This window comes from Fictibacillus sp. S7 (assembly GCF_004127935.1).
Taxonomy (GTDB): domain Bacteria; phylum Bacillota; class Bacilli; order Bacillales; family Fictibacillaceae; genus Fictibacillus_C; species Fictibacillus_C enclensis.
Window position 1 is genome coordinate 2,600,937 of the sequence record NZ_QJKL01000001.1, and the last position, 18,422, is coordinate 2,619,358.

The window sequence follows — 18,422 nt, forward strand, 5'->3', positions numbered from 1 at the left end:
TAATTGTAAGTAAATGGATTCAGTGTTCTTTCTATTTCTTATCTTAGCATCAATAACTAAGTTTGTATATTGACCAAACTAAGTTTATACTAATATAAACGCTCAAATGTTAGGAGAATTTTATGCAAACCATTACCTGGAACCAGCAAGTTGTAAAAAGAAACAATAAATCGCTCGTATTGCAGACGATCATCGAAAAAGAACCCGTTTCACGCGCCGACATCGCCCAGATTACCGGGCTGAACAAAGCGACCGTCTCCTCTCTTGTGAACGATATTCTGGAAGAGAATTTGATCTTTGAATCCGGCCCGGGGGAATCCAGCGGGGGGCGGCGGCCAGTACTGCTTCACTTCAACAAGACCGCCGGATATGCAATCGGTATTGATATCGGGGTCAATTACGTCTTGAGCATGCTGACGGATTTAAAAGGAAACATCCTTATTGAAAAAAATCAGCCCATAAAGAATGTGGCGTTTGAAGCAGTGACAGACGTGGTCAGTGAAATGATCCGCTCTGTGATCCTTGAAATGCCTGAAAGCTCCTACGGTGCAGTCGGAATTGGAATCGGCGTACCAGGCATTGTGGACAAGCAAGGAACTGTTCTTTTTGCCCCAAACCTGAACTGGAGCAACATTTCGTTAAAACAGCATATTGAAGAAGAGTTCAAGCTGCCGGTCCTTATTGAAAATGAAGCCAATGCAGGCGCATATGGCGAAAAGCAGCTGGGAGCCGGCCAAAGCTTTCAGGACATCATTTATGTCAGTGCCGGAATCGGAATTGGTGCCGGAATTATTCTGAACGGAGAATTATACCAAGGCAAGAACGGATACTCTGGAGAACTCGGACATGTGATCATTCAGGCCAACGGCAAAAAATGCAGCTGCGGAAGCCAGGGATGCTGGGAGGTTTATGCTTCCGAAAACGCACTTCTTGAAATGGCGCCCCAGCAAGATGCCACGCTCGAATCACTTGTTGCGCTGGCAGAAGAGAACGACCCGGAAGCCATTGCGTTGTTTGAAAAAATCGGAGTATCCATCGGAATCGGAGTGAACAACATCATTAACGCCTTTAACCCTGAGCAGGTCATTATTGGGAATCGGCTGGTGGTCGCCAAACAATGGCTTGAAGGACCGATTTTGGAAACCATTCAAACCCATACCCTTCCGTTTCATCAAAAAGAAGTGCAGCTGCAGTTCTCTCAGCTTTCAGTTTATTCAGCAGCACTTGGTGTCTCCGCTTTTGTAGTTGAAAACTTTATCCGCGATGGCATCACTGTCCTCTAAACAGCAAAACACCGGTTCAGGGTATTCCTGAAACCGGTGTTTTTTTAACTGATCAGCGCGTTAATAATCAATACTCCTGCCAGACCAACAAGTGATGCAATGGTAACCATCACGGACCAGGTTTTGATCGTTTTTCCGATGGACAGGTTAAAGAATTCTTTGTAAATCCAGAACCCGGCATCGTTTACGTGGGAGAAGGTCATGCTTCCTGCCCCTGTAGCCAGAACCATAAGCTCCGGACTGACATGGGTTGCAGCGACTAATGGTGCCGCAATTCCTGCAGCGGTCATCCCGGCAACCGTTGCCGATCCCAGAACGACCCTGAGGATGGCGGCAATCAGCCAGGCCAGCAGCAATGGTGACATTGAAGAACCTTCCATTAGGTTCGCCACATATTTGTCCACATGGCTGTCGATCAGCACTTGCTTGAAGGCACCCCCGCCGCCAATGATCAACAAGATCATGGCAATGCTTGCAACCGATTCGGAGACCGAGTTCATCAGTTCAGGCATTTTCTTTCCGCGGTTCAAGCCAAATGTGAAAATGGCGACGATGACCGCGATCAAAAGTGCAACCCCCGGATTTCCGAGGAACTGGGCCATCGGAACCAGTGAAGAATGCGGCATGGCAATTTCAACGACCGCCTGGAAGGCGATCAGAATAACAGGGATAAGTGCCGTAAAGACACTGATGCCAAAGCCGGGCATCTCATGTTCTTCAAAATGCTTTGGTGTAAACAAGCCTTTTGGAATTTCAACTTCCAGATCTTCTTTCTTAAAGAGCCTGGTGTACATCGGCCCGCTCAAAATAACGGCCGGAACTGCGATGATAATCCCGTATAGAAGGGTCAGACCCAGATTGGCATGAAAGATTCCGGCAACCGCCGTTGGCCCCGGATGCGGCGGAACAAATCCGTGCATCGTAATGAGCGCCGCAATGACCGGCATCCCGATATAGAGAATAGGCACACTTGCTTCCGCTGCAATAACAAAGACGAGCGGAATAAGGACAACCACGCCTGTTTCAAAAAATAAAGCGATTCCAACAATGACAGCAGTAAGAACAGCAGCAAACTGAACCCGGTTTCTGCCAAATACCCGGATCAATGTGGTAGCGATTCGCTGGGCACCGCCCGAGTCTGCCATCAATTTACCGAGCATGCCTCCAAACCCGATGACCAGAGCCAGGCTTCCAAGCGTTCCGCCCAGACCGTTCGTTACTGACGTCATGGCTTCCGCCGGGGTCATGCCTTCCATTATCCCGACAAGCACTCCAACAATAATCAATGAGATGAAAGCGTTTAACTTAAAGACCACCATGAGCAGCAGCAACAGGGCAATCCCTATGCAAATATATACGATTGGCATGATTTCTACCTCTTTTCTTCTGTAGTCGGGGATGCACCACTCTTCTGCCGTGCATCCCCTCAATTCTTAAGGATGAATAAGCATTTCAGTTACTTCTTTTAAGTCGCTTTTCGTGCCAACATTGCCCGGAAAAATCACATAGGACATTCCAGGATACTTGCTTTCGTCTCCTGTTCGCCAAACCGGAATTCCCGGCCGGACCTGTCCGGCCACCGTTGCCCGTTTTACGCTCAAGCCTTTTGTCCCGACATCACTTGAAGTGATTCCGCCTTTGGCGATAAGGAAATTCGGCTTGACCTGAAGCCTTGTTACAATGCTTGTAACAGCATCGGAAATGGCGACGGATAGTTTCAGTTCCTCTTCTTTTTTGTTCTCGCCGAGATCGAGACGCTCCCTGCTCGTATAGACCGCCACCGTTTTACCCGAACGTACGAGTGATTCTGTCGTTTCAATGACACGGTCGGTTTCCTGCTTAAAGCGTTCCGGCTCCAAAACGAGATGGCTGTTGAATTCAATAAATTCGATTTCCTTTATTTCTTTCAACCATTCCAGTTGTTCTGTGGTTTTCTTTACGTGGGAGCCGATGATGATCAGTCCGCCATGTCCAGTTTCTTCCTGGATCATTTCGTTTCTTGTAAGCAATGCCTTATCCTGTACACCGCCAATGACTTTTGGCAGCGCTGCTGCACTCCGGAACAAAAAGTTCTTTCCTGCATTGATCGCTTGAATGAGCGCGGCTGTAAAAATTTTTACATCCCCCTCATCCACAGCATTCACGACGACTTTGTTGAAATCTTTAACCTCCATCAACTGGCTGGCAATCCCGTCAACGTCCATGGAACGCAACGTTTCAATCGAAAGATAGAGCGTGTCGGCTGCTTTATATTCTCCGCTGGATTTTTCCTCGATCCATTCACCCAGGTCCGACTTGGTATAGCCAAAGGTACGATCCTTCGCGAACTCGGTTTCGCCTGCCGGCACAAGCTCACTGCCATCCTGAACGTAGTGGATATTATTTACGGTGAAACGTCCACCTTCTTTAAAGAACGGCAGAATCACTTCTCCATCAATCTTCTTTTCGGAAGCGGATTCGATCGTTTCCTTAAGCACAGTCGTTTCCAGCGGATAATGTCCTCTGAGCGTGGAATCACCACGGCTGATGATTAGAAAATCCCTGTTCAGTTTCTTGGATACCGCAAGAATATTTTCAGCGATTTTGATATGCTCCCTCGCTGTTTCTTCTTCGGTGAATCCTCTGGAGTTCGTCAGGATAAAGAACATGGACTGCTCTTCCAAAAAGCCTTTTGTAATGCTCTCAACAGACCAGTCGGTGAATACCGAAATGTCATGCACCGTTTGAACGCCTGTTGGATCATCATCCAGCACGATAACTTTTTTATTGAATGTCCCAAGAGCTTTCTGTATAAGCGCATCTGCTTTATCTTTAAGAAGCGTTGGAAGATTTTCGAGAAGATCAGCGGAGACTCTCTGATTTTTCGTCATGGTTAATCCCCCTCTTTACTTCGACCTGTGCAAGTTTTTCATAATACCTCACAATGCTTCCATGGTCGTCATTGATTTTTCCATCCACTTTTAAGGTATGGAAGATTTCAAGAAGCTGGCTGGACAGCGGGAGTGGAACCCCGATATCGTGAGCCGTATCCATCACATTGCCAATATCCTTCATGTTGATGGCAATGCTGCCTCCGGCAACGAAGTTTCGATCAAGAATCATCGGCACTTTCGCATCAAGCACCGCACTTCCCGCAAGTCCTCCCCGGATCGCCTTGTACATTTTCTCCACATCAATTCCTGCTTTAGCAGCCAGCACCAGCGCTTCCGACATAGCCGCAATGTTAAGGTTTACAATAATTTGATTGGCCAGTTTTGCAGTAACCCCGCAGCCATTTCCGCCCACCAGCGTGACGTCTTTACCCATTCCGTATAAAACAGAAAGAACGCTTTCAAAAACTTCCTCTTTCCCGCCAACCATAATGGCAAGCGTTCCGTCGATTGCTTTTGGCTCTCCACCGCTTACAGGCGCATCAAGCATCTCAACGCCTTGCTTTGCTGCCTGCTCTGCCAGCTCGCGGGATACGTCAGGTGTTATGGAACTCATATCGATAATGACGGAGCCTTCTTTGGCCCCCTCCAAAATTCCGTTCTCTCCCAATACGACTTGCTGTACGTGCTTGGATGCCGGAAGCATCGTAATGATGACATCGCTTTGTTCCGCTACTTCCTTTGGAGAGCCGGCGGGTGTTGCTCCTGCATCAGCGACAGCGTTTACACTTTCCTGATTCAAATCAAAAACCGTTAATGAAAATCCTGCATTTATCAAATTTAATGACATGGGCTTACCCATGATTCCTAGTCCAATAAAACCAACCTTGTGTTCCATCGATATTCCTCCTTGAGTTTGGTGAAATCGATATGCAATCGCTTTCAGTGATGCTTACAGTTGACATTGTACACGGTTTTTTAATTTTTGTATACATTTTTAATAAATTAGTATACAAAATATTCGTCTGAACAAGGAACGGTTATATTTTTTTCTCCATGGTTTTGGTAAGATGTAGATAGACTGTTGAAGGAACTTGAGGTGAAAATTGTGTTGGAAAATGATCGTTCACGCTCTGCCACCCATCAATCCTACGCTGTCCTCCGGGACAGGATTTTAAATGGCGAACTCCCAGGGGGTACTAAGATCGTGGAAGAAAAAATAGCCTCCGAACTGGGCTTCAGCCGGACACCTATCAGAGAATCCATTCGGAAGCTGGAATACGAAGGGCTCATTATCAATAAACGGGTGGTCAAACCGACGGAAAAGGATCTGCGGAATAACTTTCAAATGCGGATCCTGCTCGAAGGGTATGCTGCTCAATGTGCAGCCTCCTTTCTCCGTGAACAGGATTTACAGGCACTGTATGAATGTGTGGAGATCGGAAGAAAAGGAACGAATGAAGAAATCATGGACGCCAATGAGCGGTTTCATGAAATTATCGTACGGGCCAGCAATAATGCTGTCATGATTGATACGATTGATCGTATGCAGTCGCTGATTTATCTGTTTCGCAAAACCGTTGTTCTTAATCAGCGCCCTCATCTCATCGATGAACACGAACAAATTTACGAAGCCATTAAAGCACGAAACGGGGAAAAAGCCGCAGATCTGATGAAAAGCCACCTGCAAGCGGACTTGGATTTTTGCCTCCATATCATCGGCTGACGATACTTTGACATCCTTCAGTTATTGAGGGATGTTTTTTTTGCACACAAAAAAAGCACCTGAATCCTCAGATGCTTCACTAAATAACTAAGATTGTTGTACGAGCGGTGGCACGTCCCACTTCAGTGTTGAGAGAGCGGCTTCCTGCTCAAAGGCCGCTCCAACTTGATACAGCCGGGCCTCACTAAACGGTTTGCCGATTAACTGCAAGCCGATTGGAAGTCCACTGTCAGAGAATCCGCAAGGGACAGACAAGCTGGGCAGACCTGTTACACAAGCTGGTTCCGTCAATCGCAAAAGCGCAGAACGGACCTGCTCCGTCTTTCCCTCAATGCTGATCTCTGTTTGTCCTATATCCGGCGGCAGAATGGCAACTGTCGGCGCAGCAATCACATCGATCCGTTCAAACACGGTGTTGAAAGCCTCTCTTGCTTCCTGGCGGATTTCCTGGGCTTTTACATATTCAAAACCAAGAGCTTCAGCACTTTGCTTCAACCGCTCCAGGACCTGCGCCTGGTAATCCTGTGGACGGGAGAGAACAAGTTCTTCATGAATAGCATAGGCTTCACTTTGAAGGGTTTTGAGCTGAGCATAGGAAACCTTTGATAATACAGGAATCTCCACATCACGTATGACCGCACCCAAGTCTTCCAGCACGTGAATCGCTTTCTTTACCTTGTCCTTCACTTCTTCATCCACCCGGTCAAAATAGAAGCTGGTTGGAATACCAATGACTTTTCCCGAGATGGACTCACCGATACAGCGCGTAAAATCTTCGTTCCCAAGGTTATGGGAGAACGGATCCTCATGGTCAAAACCGGCCAGCATGCCAAGCAGCAAGGCATTATCTCGGATGCTGCGGGTCATCGGCCCTATATGGTCCAGCGTCCTTCCAAGCGGATGAACCCCCGCCTTGCTTATCCGTCCAAAGGTGGGTTTCATCCCCACAATTCCTGTAGCTGAAGCAGGAATCCGGATGGATCCCCCCGTATCCGTTCCCAGTGCTCCGAAACACAGTCCAGAGGCCACTGCCGCTCCCGAGCCACTGCTCGAGCCTCCGGTCATTTTTGAAGGATTGTACGGATTTCGTGCCGGACCAAAGTACGAGGCATCTCCTGTCGGCCCGTAGGCGAATTCCTGGGTGTTGCATTTGCCAATCATGATCGCTCCGGCCTTTTTCAGCTTTTGTACAACTGTTGCGTCCCGGTCCGGGATATAGTTTTGATAGATTTTAGAACCCATTGTTGTCCGGATGCCTTTTGTGTAGATCAGATCCTTCAGCCCAATTGGAATACCATGAAGCGGTCCCCGGTAGTTTCCTGCCATGATTTCCTCCTCTGCCTGCCGGGCTTCTTTTACCGCCTGCTCTTGGAGGACTGTGATAAAGGCGTTGACTACAGGGTTGATCTCTTCAATTCTCGCCAATAACTCACGGACAACTTCTACCGGGGAAATCTCTTTCAATTTGATTTCTTCAGAAAGTGACGAAAGACTTAAATGTAAGACCGTATTCTTATTCATCAATTCCCTCTCCTTAAACAGACGGCCGGCTGGCTGTTGATGATGGATTAATCTTGCGTTTGGAGGTTCCCGGTTTCACAAAGATCATCGCGACCATACCCACGGCTGAAGCGATGGCAGCCGCGACAAACATGGCTCCGTAGCCGCTCATGGCCACCAAAGCCCCGGTCAAAGTCGGTGCCACAATGGTGGCAATATTGGTGAAGAAGTGAGTGACTCCGCCAAACGTACCTGCCTTGGACGGCTCCGTATCAATGATGACGGTCCAATACACGGAGTTTGGCAAAAAGTTAAACGCATTTCCGATTGTCATAAGCGTAAGAACCGCGGTCACACTATTTACGGTTGGAATAAGAATAAAACAGATTGCCGTTAACAGCAGGGACACAACCGCTAGACCTGAGCGCGCAATGCGAAGACTTCCTGTTTTTTTTCGGAGAGCGTCGGAAATTCTTCCGCCCAGCAGCACGGTAACACACGCACCTGCCCATGGAATCATTCCCAAATACCAGAGGGAGGCAAGTTTAAAGTCAAACGTATCCTGCAAATATTTCGGTGTCCAGGTTAAGATCAGGAAATTAACATACTGAAACGCGAAGTATCCGATCGCATTCATAATCAACGTCGGATTACGGAAAAAGTGATGCCATGGTACCTGCTCTTCCTCTTTTTCGTCCACAAGTTTTTCTGAACTTAACAGCTGCTTTTCATTCCGGATTTCAGCCAGTTCCTCCTTGGATACCTTCGGGTTGTCCTCCGGCTGATCGGTAAACACCTTCATCCAAGCAAAGATCCAAATCAATCCGATGACACCAAGAATAATAAACATCACTTTCCAGCTGGTAAACGATAATAGCGCAACAGCAATAGGCGCTGTCAAAAGAGCACCAAGTGGCGTTCCGAGCAACCCAAGTGAAGCAGCAAAGCCTCTTTCTTTCGGTGCCGCCCAGTTGGCCATCGTCCGGTTAATGGTTGAGAACGTCGGTCCTTCTGCAAAGCCAAAAAGAATGCGGAAAACAGCGAAACCGGCAATAGCCGATCCGCCAAACAAGGCAAGGCCGATTTCCCCGGCAAAAGCTGTGCCCATTTCAAAAAGTGACCAGGCAATTCCGACCACAATCCAAACAAACTTCGGCCCCTTTTTGTCCGCCAACATACCTCCGAACAAGGCACCAAACATGTAACCGTAGCCAAAATACCCAAGAATTTGCCCCCACGTCTTCGGGTTCAATCCGAATTCCCCGATGATCGCTTCTTGAGCATAGGAGATGGCCCCCCGGTCAATGTAGTTTACAACGGTCATAAATACAATCATGCCGATGATAAAATACCGGTACTTTCCTTTCACTCTGATTCTCTCCCTTCGTTATGTAAAACACTTAATCTATTCCCTTTCTCTAACAATTCAACCTGTAACAATACACATTGTGAAATATACGATTTAATTTTTTATGACGGTTTTAAAACGGACAGTATCAAACGAAACTTATAAAACCTAAATACTATTGTTGCAAATTGCCACTCTTCTTTAGGTTTACAAATAAATTACTATTTAGTTAGATAAGGAGTGTGTATAATGTATAAAACATTTAAGATTTTAAAAGTACCACATCAAGAAGTGAATCACGTTCATTCTTCAGCAAAAGACGAACTAACAGATCCCGAATGGTTGAAACTTGTAGAAGAAGCCATGAATTCCAACATAACAAAAGAGCAATTTACACAGTTTTTAAGTGAGAAAAAGTCACAGCAATAGTCTAAGCACCCGTTCCTTTTATGGTACTTTAAGCATCCTACTAACAGTCACAGCACATACACACCTCTATTTACCCAAAAAAGGCAGCAGCTCTGTTCCGAACAGACTCGCTGCCTTTTTACTGTGGCTCTCTTACCTGCCGAGCCAGCCTCCATCCACCGCCAGCAAATGACCATGAATATAATTGGACGCATCCGATGCAAGAAACACAACGGTGCCCTTAAAATCTTCAGCTGATCCCCACCGGCCAGCCGGAATCCGTTCCAGAATCTGGCGGTTTCTCGTTTCATCCGCAATCAACGCAGAGTTCATATCCGTAGCGATGTATCCCGGAACAATGGCATTCACGTTGACATTGTCCTTCGCCCATTCATTGGACAGGGCTTTTGTCAATTGAGCTACGCCACCTTTTGCTGCCGCATACGCCGGGACTGTCAATCCGCCCTGAAACGATAAGAGGGAAGCCATGTTAATAATTTTTCCTGACTGCTGCGGAACCATGAACTTTCCTGCTTCCTGGCATAACAGCCAGACACACTTTAAATTGACATTGATGACATCATCCCAGTCGGTTTCCGAGAATGATACCGAGGGAGACCTGCGCTGGATGCCGGCATTGTTCACCAGAATATCGATCTTGCCAAGCTCTCTCACCACGGTCGGGATGGCATCCCGAACATGGGTCTGCTCCTCTAGGTTGCAATGTACAATCATTGCACGCTGCCCAAGAGCTTCGATCTCTTTTTTTACCGTCTCATCGGCGGTGTTGCGCTGTAGAAGCGCAACGTCAGCACCAGCTTCCGCCAGGGCAAGTGCCATCTCGCGGCCAATTCCCCTGGTTGCACCAGTAATCGCCGCAACCTTACCTTCCAGTGAAAACATGAACAACTCTCCTTCTGTTTATGTGTATGTATTGGCTGAATTGTCTGTCTATAAGTTTAGCGAACCTTTCTATCTGTGTAAATGGATGGGTTTTGTCAAAGATAAAAAGCACTCGTTGTATGAGTGCTTTTTGATGTCGGCTCTTAAATTTCCAGTTCCCAATGTTCCTTTTCGGAGTCTTTCATTTTCTTTTCTGTTTCCTCCGGATAGGCGGTACGGAACGGGTGGTGCTCCAATGGAATGATTTCCACCATCTTGCGGACCATGTCTTCCGGATCGTACTGATCTTTTAAACTTTCCTCTTGTTTTTTCATATCCTCGATCCGTGTGAAATTCTTTCCTTTTTCGAACCACTTGTACTTCTCCTCTGCACTCCGGTCGTTGAAACCAGTCGCAAATGGGCCAGGGTTGATGGTCGCCACCTGTACACCGAACTCCTCCAATTCCTTCCGCAAGGTCTGTGCGATGCCTTCAATGGCATGTTTTGTTGCCGTATACGGACCAACGTAAGGAGTAGCCGCAATTCCTGCGATGGAACTCATAAACACAATTTTCCCGAACCCTTTTTCCACCAGCTTCGCAGCGGCAAGCTGTACCGTTTCAAGCGTGGCAAATACGTTTACTTCAAACAGCGCGCGGAAACGATCCAACGGAACTTCCGACAACGGACCGCCTTCATTGATCGCCGCATTGGCCACAAAGATATCAAAATCATGCTCCTTGATTTGCTCGCGGTCCCGCTCATTGGTGATATCAAGCTTAAAGACCTCAATATCGAGATTCTTTTCACGCACTTCCTTCATGAGGTCACTTTGCTGGGACGTCAGTTCCGTCGTTGCAATTACTTTATGCCCGTTTTGGGCGAGTCCAATGGCTGTCCCTCTTCCCAGTCCGCTTCCGGCACCTGTAATAAAAATGGTTTTTGACATATAATAAAACGCCTCCTGATCATTTACTCTTCCACTTCTCCCCTTCCCTTTTCATCGTTGTGCTAAAACTCCATGGAAGATTTGAAAACCATTCCCTTCCTGTTTTATGATAAGAATAGAGTTATCCAGTACATGAGGAGCTTCTGGCCTTGAAAAAAGAAGGCCAGAAGCTCCTAAAAGGACGTTTTATCATGAGAATTCAGTTAGGCGTGATCGGTCCGTCCGATTCAGTAGAATTGGTCAAAAAAGCAGCAGAACATTTCGATACTATTGATGTCCTCCCATTTGTTTATAAAAAGCTCGAGGAAACGGTGGCTTTGATCGAAGAAAACAAACACCGGGTGGACCAGTGGTTTTTTTCCGGACAGGCCCCTTACCACTATGCTCTGGCCAAAGGAATCATCGAAGAAAAAGAAGGCAGCTATGCACCGGTAAACGGCATCAGCCTGTATAAAACCCTGCTCGAAGCCCAGGTGAAAGAAAACAAAATTTTTTCGACCATGAGCCTCGACAGTATTCAGGATGATGAACTCAAGGATATCGGCGAAACCATTCCGACTTTTCAGCTGTATACCCTTCCGTATACCGGCTACCTTCCTCCAGAGAATCTGATTGATTTTCATGTCCAGCTGTACAGAGAGGGAAAAACCGAGGTTGCCATTACATTTATCCAAGAGGTGTATTTTGAGCTGAAAGCACTTGGTATCCCTTGTTACCGGGTAACGCCCGGTATACCATCTATCCGGCTCATGCTCCAGTATTTAAAAGAGTACGGTCTGTCGCAGTGGTATAAAAAAGCCCAGACGGCCATTCTCGGCATCACCGTGTTTGATTCTCCGTCCTCTTCCGACGAATCCTTTTATACGTACAAACGAAGGCAACAGGAGCTGGAGCTGCAACGGATTCTGCTTCATTATGCGGAACTGGTCCACGGTTCTTTTCAACAAATTGGTGACGATCACTTTTACATCTATACCACCCGTGGCGAAATGGACCTCCACTTCGGGGACAATTCGCTGCACCAGCTGATCGAGGATACCAAACTTCACAGCAATTTGCAGATCAACATTGGCCTCGGCTATGGCTTAACGGCGCTTGAGGCTGAGCAAAACGTGAGACTCGCCTTTCGGTTCGCCCGCCGGTATGACAAGCCGGTGATCATCCAGGTGAATGAGGACAAAACCGTAACCGAAAGCCTGCAAACGAATGAACAGGTGTCCTATAACGGACGCACATTCGGTGACCAGTGGAAGGAAACGTTAAAAAACGCCAACATCAGTCCGGCGGTAGTCGGAAAAATCCAATCGTTGGCCCAGCATTATAAAAAGAAGACCGTTACCGCCCTGGAAGTATCGCAATGGCTAAAAGGAACCGAACGAAACGCAAGGCGCATATTAACAGAACTCGAAAAATTGAACCTGGCTGAGGTCACAGGCGAAGAGCAGTCCGGATACCGTGGCCGTCCACGCAAAATCTATAAGCTGAAACTGTAAAAGCCCTCCTTCATGGAGGGCTTTTACGTTTGGAAGAGGTATGTTAAGCAAGGTTACCCACGGTTTTGGGGGGTTTACTCACGAATTGCCGGTGCTTACTCACCGAAAAGCACACGTTACTCACGGAAATCGATCACTTACTCACCGTTTTGGGTACGTTACTCACAGAACCACTCATTTTCATTTTTTGCCAGCAAAAAATACAGCCGCTCAACGGTCAGTGCATTCTTTTCATCCATTTAAAATTCACTTCGATATTTTTATTTTTTCTATTACTTCTTCTGCTGCTTTAATCAGTTCATAATCTCTTTCTTCCAGCGGCTTTACATTTAACATAACTACTCTCCCATACTTCCGTTTATAAGTTTGACAGCGCGTGATAGGCCATATGCTCTTCCCCACGTTTAACAAAAAATTCATAGAAGGTTGATCCATTAAAATCGTTTGAACTCAAGTGAGAGCCTGGCGCCCAGCTGCCCTGGTTCACACGTTTCACTTTGTAATGTAAACCTTCGCTTTGAAATCGTTCAGCCACCTTAAAATACATGCTTTGGTCAAATGCGGTATAAACCGGTACGTTCTTTGACAAAAAATTAAATAGTTTCAGAGCAATTCACCTCTCTACAAATTTTCCGTATCCGACTAAAATTCTCCATAAAATGAATTCTCTTTCATTTTTAAATCTCCTTTAATATTCTATATTCCATTTATATGTAAGGAATCTTAACATGATTTAAATTTTTATTAAAAAAGAAGAAGGATTTTGTCAGACTATGCTGAATACTTTGTTAACGGAATATTAACGGACAATTTCCGTAAATGAAAAATACTGCAAAAGAAGGTGATTTTGAAATGGCAGAACTATCAGCCAGTGTTCAAAAAAGAAGTGCAAGGGGCATTTCTGGTTTCTTGAATACCATTGAACGGCTTGGGAACCGTCTCCCCCATCCTTTTATGCTTTTTGTGTACCTGGCATTATTCATGATTGTTTTATCTGCAATTGTCAGCTTGTTTGATGTATCTGTTGTGCATCCTGCCACCAAGGAAACATTGAAAGTCAAAAGCCTGATTTCTGGTGAAGGCTTGAAATTCATGCTCACATCGATGCTCGAAAACTTCACCGGATTTAAGCCGCTCGGCCTTGTTTTGGCGATGGTGCTCGGAATTGGGCTGACCCAGCGCGTCGGATTGTTCGAGAGCGTAATCACAAAGACAATCATTAAAGCACACAAATCGGTTATCACTTATACCGTGTTTTTCATCGGTATCATGGGCAATATTGCATCCGATGCGGCCTTTGTTATCATTCCTCCGCTGGCTGCCGTGGTCTTCTACTCCATCGGCCGGAACCCGATCGCAGGGCTCGCTGCTGGTTTTGCCAGTTCGGGAATTGGATTTACCGCCAATATTTTAATCGCAGGAACGGATGCGCTTCTTTCCGGCATTTCAACAGAGGTGGCCCAATCCATTGATGCAAATGCGTCTGTCTCTCCTGTGGATAATTGGTACTTTATGAGCGTTTCCACTGTTGTTCTGACGATTGTTGGAGGCCTGATGACAGAGAAATTTATTGAACCCCGCCTTGGTGCCTATGACGGAGAAACTGGAAAAAAGGAGCTCGATTTCACGTCCAATGCCCTTGAAAACAAGGCGCTTCGCAACGCATTCTTCGCTGCCATTCTTTACATCGGGCTAGTGGCTCTTGTGTTGTTTATTCCGAACTCCCCGTTGAGAGGAGAAGGCGGAACCATTATCCCTTCACCGTTTTTGGATGGAATTGTTCCAATCATCCTGCTCTTTTTCATTACCGTTGGTGTCACATTTGGTGTCACGATGAAAAAAATCAAGAAAACGGGCGATGTGCCTGCACTGATGACCGATTCCATCCGGGACATGGCCGGCTATATTGTGCTCGTGTTTGCCATCGCCCAGTTTATTGCCTACTTTAACTGGAGCAACCTGGCCACATGGATTGCGGTTAATACAGCAGACGGCTTGAGCTCCATCAACTTGACCGGGCTGCCCGTCGTTATAGGCTTTGTGCTCGTAACAGCTTTCCTCAGCCTGTTCATCATCAGCGGATCAGCTTTGTGGGCACTTGAAGCTCCTGTATTCATGCCGATGCTCATGCTGCTGAATTACAATCCCGCCTTCATTCAGGTGGCCTACCGGATCGGTGAGTCTTCTACAAACATGGTCACACCGCTAAATCCGTACTTTGCCATTCTGCTGACGTTCATGAATGAGTATGACAAAAAAGCGGGAATCGGCACCCTGATGTCGTTAATGATTCCGTATACGATTGTGTTTCTAGTCGTTTGGATTATCCTGCTTCTTGCCTTTGGACTTCTCGGTATTCCGGTTGGACCTGGAGTCGGCATGTACATTAATTAAAACTTAGAACATCCTGGAGAGTGATTTTAAATGACAACAACGAAAACAAGTACTGTTCGTGATTTATATCCCGAAATTGTAGAATGGCGCAGGGATTTCCACCAGCACGCTGAATCAGGATGGGTGGAATTCCGTACAGCTTCGCTTGTGGCTTCCCGTCTTGAAGAGTGGGGATATGAGGTAAAAGCAGGAAAAGAAGTGGTGGATGAAGAGTCCCGCATGGGTGTTCCTTCAGAATCCTTTTTAAAAGAACAGGAAGGACGCGCTCTGGCACAGGGGGCTGATCCTAAGTGGCTTCCTTACTTATCCGGAGGTTTTACCGGAGTGGTCGGACTCCTGGACACCGGCAAACCCGGACCTACCGTTGGCCTCCGTTTTGATATGGACGCGCTCGATTTGAAGGAGTCGTCAGATGCTTCACACGTGCCGGTGAAGGAAGGCTTTCAGTCGCGAAACCACAACATGATGCATGCCTGTGGACATGATGCTCATACCTCCATCGGTCTCGGTCTGGCCAAGCTTTTATCCGAGAATAAGAACGAACTGACCGGAAAAGTAAAGTTTATCTTTCAGCCAGCGGAAGAAGGCGTCCGCGGGGCCAAATCCATGGTAGCGGCAGGTGTCGTTGATGACGTAGACGTCTTTTTCGCCTCCCATATCGGAGTAGGCATTCCGCTCGGACAGATTGTGAGCGGAGCCAATGGATTCCTGTCCACCACGAAAATTGATGTGGACTTTACAGGGAAAGCCGCACATGCCGGAAGCAATCCGGAAGACGGAAAGAATGCGCTCCTCGCTGCCTCGACCGCTGTGCTTAATCTGTATGGCATCAGCAGGCACAGCGCCGGCCAGTCCAGAATTAACGTTGGCGTGTTTGAAGCCGGAACCGGACGAAATATCATACCTTCTTCGGCTCATTTAAAAGTGGAAACCCGGGGCGAAACGACCGAGATTAATCAGTATATCCTCAAACAAGCGCTGAACATCATTTACGGAGCGGCCTCCATGCACGATGTGGAAGTCAAAACAGATGTTGTCGGAGAAGCGAAGACGAGTGATTCCAGCCCTGAACTAAAAGTGTATGTGGAGGAAACCGTAAAGGATATCGAAGGTGTAGACTCAGTGATCAGCGATTCTCCGTTTGGCTCGGGCTCCGAGGATGCGACCTATATGCTGGAACGAGTCAAGGATCTCGGCGGCTATGCCACGTATCTGATCTTTGGTACAACGCTCGCTGCTGGCCATCATCACGAGAAATTCGATATTGATGAATCCGCCATGAAAATTGCAGTTGCCTCCCTTGAAAAGCTCGTGTCACATGTTGAGAAATTTACTCTTAAATAGGCGGTGTTAACGATGAAAACAGCGGAGTCTGTCTATCAAATTGAAAAGCTCATTGAAGAAAACCGCGATGCGTATATCAACCTCAGCGACACCCTTTGGGATTTTGCAGAAACAAGATTCGAAGAATACCAATCCTATAACCTTCTCGCCGGTGCGCTTGAAAAAGAAGGATTTAGCGTGGAGCGGGGCGTTGGTGGGATCGAAACGGCCTTTATCGCTACATACGGACAGGGTAAACCGGTCATTGCTCTTCTGGGCGAATATGACGCCCTCCCCGGGTTAAGCCAGCACGCAAGGACAGCTTCACCGGATCCTGTGGTCCCAAACGGCAACGGCCACGGGTGCGGCCATAACCTTCTTGGCACCGCACCTCTTGCGGCTGCCATCACTTTAAAAAAACAGATGGAAGCTGAAGGAGTAAAAGGAACCATTAAATATTTTGGCTGTCCAGGTGAAGAAGGCGGATCCGGAAAAACTTTTATGATAAGAGAAGGACTGTTTAAGGATGCCGATTGTGCCCTCACATGGCACCCCGGCTCCTACAGTGGCATCTTTTCATTCTCGTCTCTCGCAAACTATCAGATTTCGTTTACGTTCAAAGGAAGAGCATCCCATGCCGCCAACTCTCCCCACCTGGGAAGAAGCGCACTCGATGCGGTAGAGCTCATGAACGTTGGTGTCAATTACTTGCGCGAGCATATCATTCCCGAAGCACGCGTCCACTATGCCATCACCAATACGGGCGGACTGTCACCGAACGTCGTTCAGCCGGAAGCTGAGGTGCTTTATCTCATCCGAGGGCCGCAAATGAGCGATGTGAAGAGCATCTACAACCGGGTGCTGAACATTGCCAAAGGGGCAGCACTCATGACAGAAACCGAGGTCGATGTCCGGTTCGATAAAGCGTGCTCCAATTACTTGCCAAACACCTCACTCGGAAGCATTATGCATAAACAGCTTGAAATCTATGGAATTCCTGACTATGACCAGAACGAGATGAAGTTTGCAGAAGAAATTCACCAACAGATTACCGCAGATGATATTCAAAATACGATCCAGGAAATCAACAAGCTCACGCCTAATAGCCGGCTGAAGACGGTTAATAATACCTTCCTGGGAACCGTCCTTCCGTTTGAAGAAACGACGGAGTTGATGTTCGGTTCCACCGATGTTGGCGATGTCAGCTGGACGGTGCCGACCGCTCAGTTCTTCGGATCCTGCTTTGTTTTTGGCACACCGCTACATACCTGGCAGCTCGTCAGCCAAGGTGCCACCTCCCTTGCCCACAAAGGCATGCTGCAGGCAGCGAAAGTGCTGGCAGGCACAGCATGGGAGATTTTGCAGGACCCTGAGATAGTGAAGCAGGCCAAGGACGAACTTGCCGGGCAAACAGACGGACAAGCGTATGAGTGTCCGATACCAGAAGGAATTACACCTTCTCCGCTTTAAAAAATCAATATAAAGAAGGCAGCTCTCCTATTGGATTGGCTGCCTTTTTATTTCAATCTACAATGACAGGCTGGTGAGATAGATCATTGAAATCTCCCCAAAGCACTGAGAAAGATTCCCATATTAACCTCCACAATATCCCCCCTTTTATCACCTGATGAATCGTTATATGTACAACCCCATCATTAAAGACAGAATTTCAATCAGTCTTTAGCCCATAAGTGTTTGTTTCCGCTCCTGACCGTAACTTGGTACAAGTACAATCCATACTTTATGGTGAGGGTAATTGTCAGGAAGACAGATGTCCCTTGCGTTGTCTTTGTTCGTTCAACCTTTTAGGCAAAGGAGGTTATCGTATTGGATGAATTCAAGTGGAATCTTGAGGGATTAAACACGGAAGATGTCAGTGTCAGCAATGTTCAGCCGAACTATCCGCAGTATCAGGACATGAATGATCCTGCGCGACAGTGTGTGGTCGTTGGTGTCTGTGTGGTTGGGTCCTGTATCGGACCATGCGGAGGCTGTGGCGGATGCGGCGGATGCGGCGGATGCGTGGGATGCGTGGGATGCGTTGGCTGTGCCCGCTGCGGCGGTTGTGCGCGCTGCGGCGGTTGTGCGCGCTGCGGCGGTTGCGGCGGACGCTGCGGCGGTTGTGGCGGCCACCGTTAAGTAAAAGAATCAGGGACACAAAGAAAAGTCTTGCATCCTTTCAAAATGCAGGGCTTTTCTTTATGGAGACAGACATAAAGGACAATCAGCGATCCATATAGTTAAA

The 18,422-nt window shown here is 47.3% G+C and carries 16 protein-coding genes; 8 read left to right on the forward strand and 8 right to left on the reverse strand.

Features of this window, described 5'->3' with window-relative positions; translation table 11 throughout:
- Positions 1-122 precede the first annotated feature (122 nt).
- On the forward strand, positions 123-1,283 hold the full coding sequence (locus DMO16_RS13415; protein WP_129478005.1) for an ROK family transcriptional regulator: 1,161 nt from the start codon (positions 123-125) through the stop codon (positions 1,281-1,283).
- Positions 1,284-1,327: 44 nt separating this feature from the next.
- Here DMO16_RS13415 and DMO16_RS13420 read toward each other — a convergent pair whose 3' ends face one another.
- From DMO16_RS13420 to garR, 3 genes are all read right to left on the reverse strand, one after another.
- Positions 1,328-2,650 carry a gluconate:H+ symporter gene (locus tag DMO16_RS13420; RefSeq protein ID WP_061974739.1) on the reverse strand — a complete coding sequence of 441 codons (1,323 nt, stop codon included), beginning with the start codon at positions 2,648-2,650 and terminating at the stop codon, positions 1,328-1,330.
- A gap of 66 nt (positions 2,651-2,716) precedes the next feature.
- Positions 2,717-4,153, reverse strand: coding sequence for a four-carbon acid sugar kinase family protein (locus tag DMO16_RS13425; RefSeq protein ID WP_061974740.1), 1,437 nt, complete (start codon positions 4,151-4,153; stop codon positions 2,717-2,719).
- Positions 4,125-5,051 carry a 2-hydroxy-3-oxopropionate reductase gene (gene garR / locus DMO16_RS13430; protein WP_129478007.1) on the reverse strand — a complete coding sequence of 309 codons (927 nt, stop codon included), beginning with the start codon at positions 5,049-5,051 and terminating at the stop codon, positions 4,125-4,127. The genes DMO16_RS13425 and garR overlap by 29 nt, the downstream gene beginning before the upstream one ends.
- Before the next feature lie 210 nt (positions 5,052-5,261).
- Between garR and DMO16_RS13435 the strand changes: the two genes are divergently transcribed.
- Positions 5,262-5,879, forward strand: a complete 618-nt coding sequence (locus tag DMO16_RS13435; protein WP_061975054.1) for a GntR family transcriptional regulator — start codon at positions 5,262-5,264, stop codon at positions 5,877-5,879.
- Positions 5,880-5,966: 87 nt separating this feature from the next.
- Here DMO16_RS13435 and DMO16_RS13440 read toward each other — a convergent pair whose 3' ends face one another.
- Together DMO16_RS13440 and DMO16_RS13445 are read right to left on the reverse strand one after the other, a co-directional pair.
- Positions 5,967-7,400, reverse strand: coding sequence for an amidase (locus DMO16_RS13440; protein ID WP_129478009.1), 1,434 nt, complete (start codon positions 7,398-7,400; stop codon positions 5,967-5,969).
- 13 nt (positions 7,401-7,413) lie between these two features.
- Positions 7,414-8,715: an MFS transporter gene (locus DMO16_RS13445; RefSeq protein WP_129480394.1), complete on the reverse strand. Its 1,302-nt coding sequence runs from the start codon at positions 8,713-8,715 to the stop codon at positions 7,414-7,416.
- Positions 8,716-8,976: 261 nt separating this feature from the next.
- On the opposite strand from DMO16_RS13445, the gene DMO16_RS13450 reads away from it, so the two are divergent.
- A complete protein-coding gene (locus DMO16_RS13450; protein ID WP_061974747.1) occupies positions 8,977-9,156 on the forward strand; it encodes an anti-repressor SinI family protein in 180 nt (59 codons plus the stop codon).
- Between the two features lie 132 nt (positions 9,157-9,288).
- On the opposite strand, the gene DMO16_RS13455 is transcribed toward DMO16_RS13450, so the two are convergent.
- Positions 9,289-10,038, reverse strand: a complete 750-nt coding sequence (locus tag DMO16_RS13455; protein ID WP_129478011.1) for an SDR family oxidoreductase — start codon at positions 10,036-10,038, stop codon at positions 9,289-9,291.
- Between the two features lie 143 nt (positions 10,039-10,181).
- On the reverse strand, positions 10,182-10,967 hold the full coding sequence (locus DMO16_RS13460; RefSeq protein ID WP_061974751.1) for an SDR family oxidoreductase: 786 nt from the start codon (positions 10,965-10,967) through the stop codon (positions 10,182-10,184).
- Between the two features lie 191 nt (positions 10,968-11,158).
- Here DMO16_RS13460 and DMO16_RS13465 point away from each other — a divergent pair, with 191 nt between their 5' ends.
- Positions 11,159-12,460, forward strand: coding sequence for a hypothetical protein (locus tag DMO16_RS13465; protein WP_129478013.1), 1,302 nt, complete (start codon positions 11,159-11,161; stop codon positions 12,458-12,460).
- A gap of 358 nt (positions 12,461-12,818) precedes the next feature.
- Here the strand turns inward: DMO16_RS13465 and DMO16_RS24600 are convergent, their stop codons facing one another.
- A complete protein-coding gene (locus DMO16_RS24600) occupies positions 12,819-13,049 on the reverse strand; it encodes a hypothetical protein (RefSeq protein ID WP_206738103.1) in 231 nt (76 codons plus the stop codon).
- A gap of 263 nt (positions 13,050-13,312) precedes the next feature.
- On the opposite strand from DMO16_RS24600, the gene DMO16_RS13470 reads away from it, so the two are divergent.
- The 4 genes from DMO16_RS13470 (at position 13,313) to DMO16_RS13485 (ending at position 18,316) form a co-directional block, all read left to right on the forward strand.
- Complete coding sequence (locus tag DMO16_RS13470) at positions 13,313-14,854, forward strand: AbgT family transporter (RefSeq protein WP_061974755.1); 1,542 nt, start codon at positions 13,313-13,315, stop codon at positions 14,852-14,854.
- A gap of 30 nt (positions 14,855-14,884) precedes the next feature.
- Positions 14,885-16,198, forward strand: a complete 1,314-nt coding sequence (locus DMO16_RS13475; protein WP_129478015.1) for a M20 family metallo-hydrolase — start codon at positions 14,885-14,887, stop codon at positions 16,196-16,198.
- Between the two features lie 12 nt (positions 16,199-16,210).
- Complete coding sequence (locus tag DMO16_RS13480) at positions 16,211-17,647, forward strand: M20 family metallopeptidase (RefSeq protein WP_129478017.1); 1,437 nt, start codon at positions 16,211-16,213, stop codon at positions 17,645-17,647.
- Between the two features lie 357 nt (positions 17,648-18,004).
- Entirely contained in the window at positions 18,005-18,316 is a 312-nt protein-coding gene (locus tag DMO16_RS13485) for a heterocycloanthracin/sonorensin family bacteriocin (protein WP_164988923.1), read from the forward strand.
- Positions 18,317-18,422: the final 106 nt, after the last annotated feature.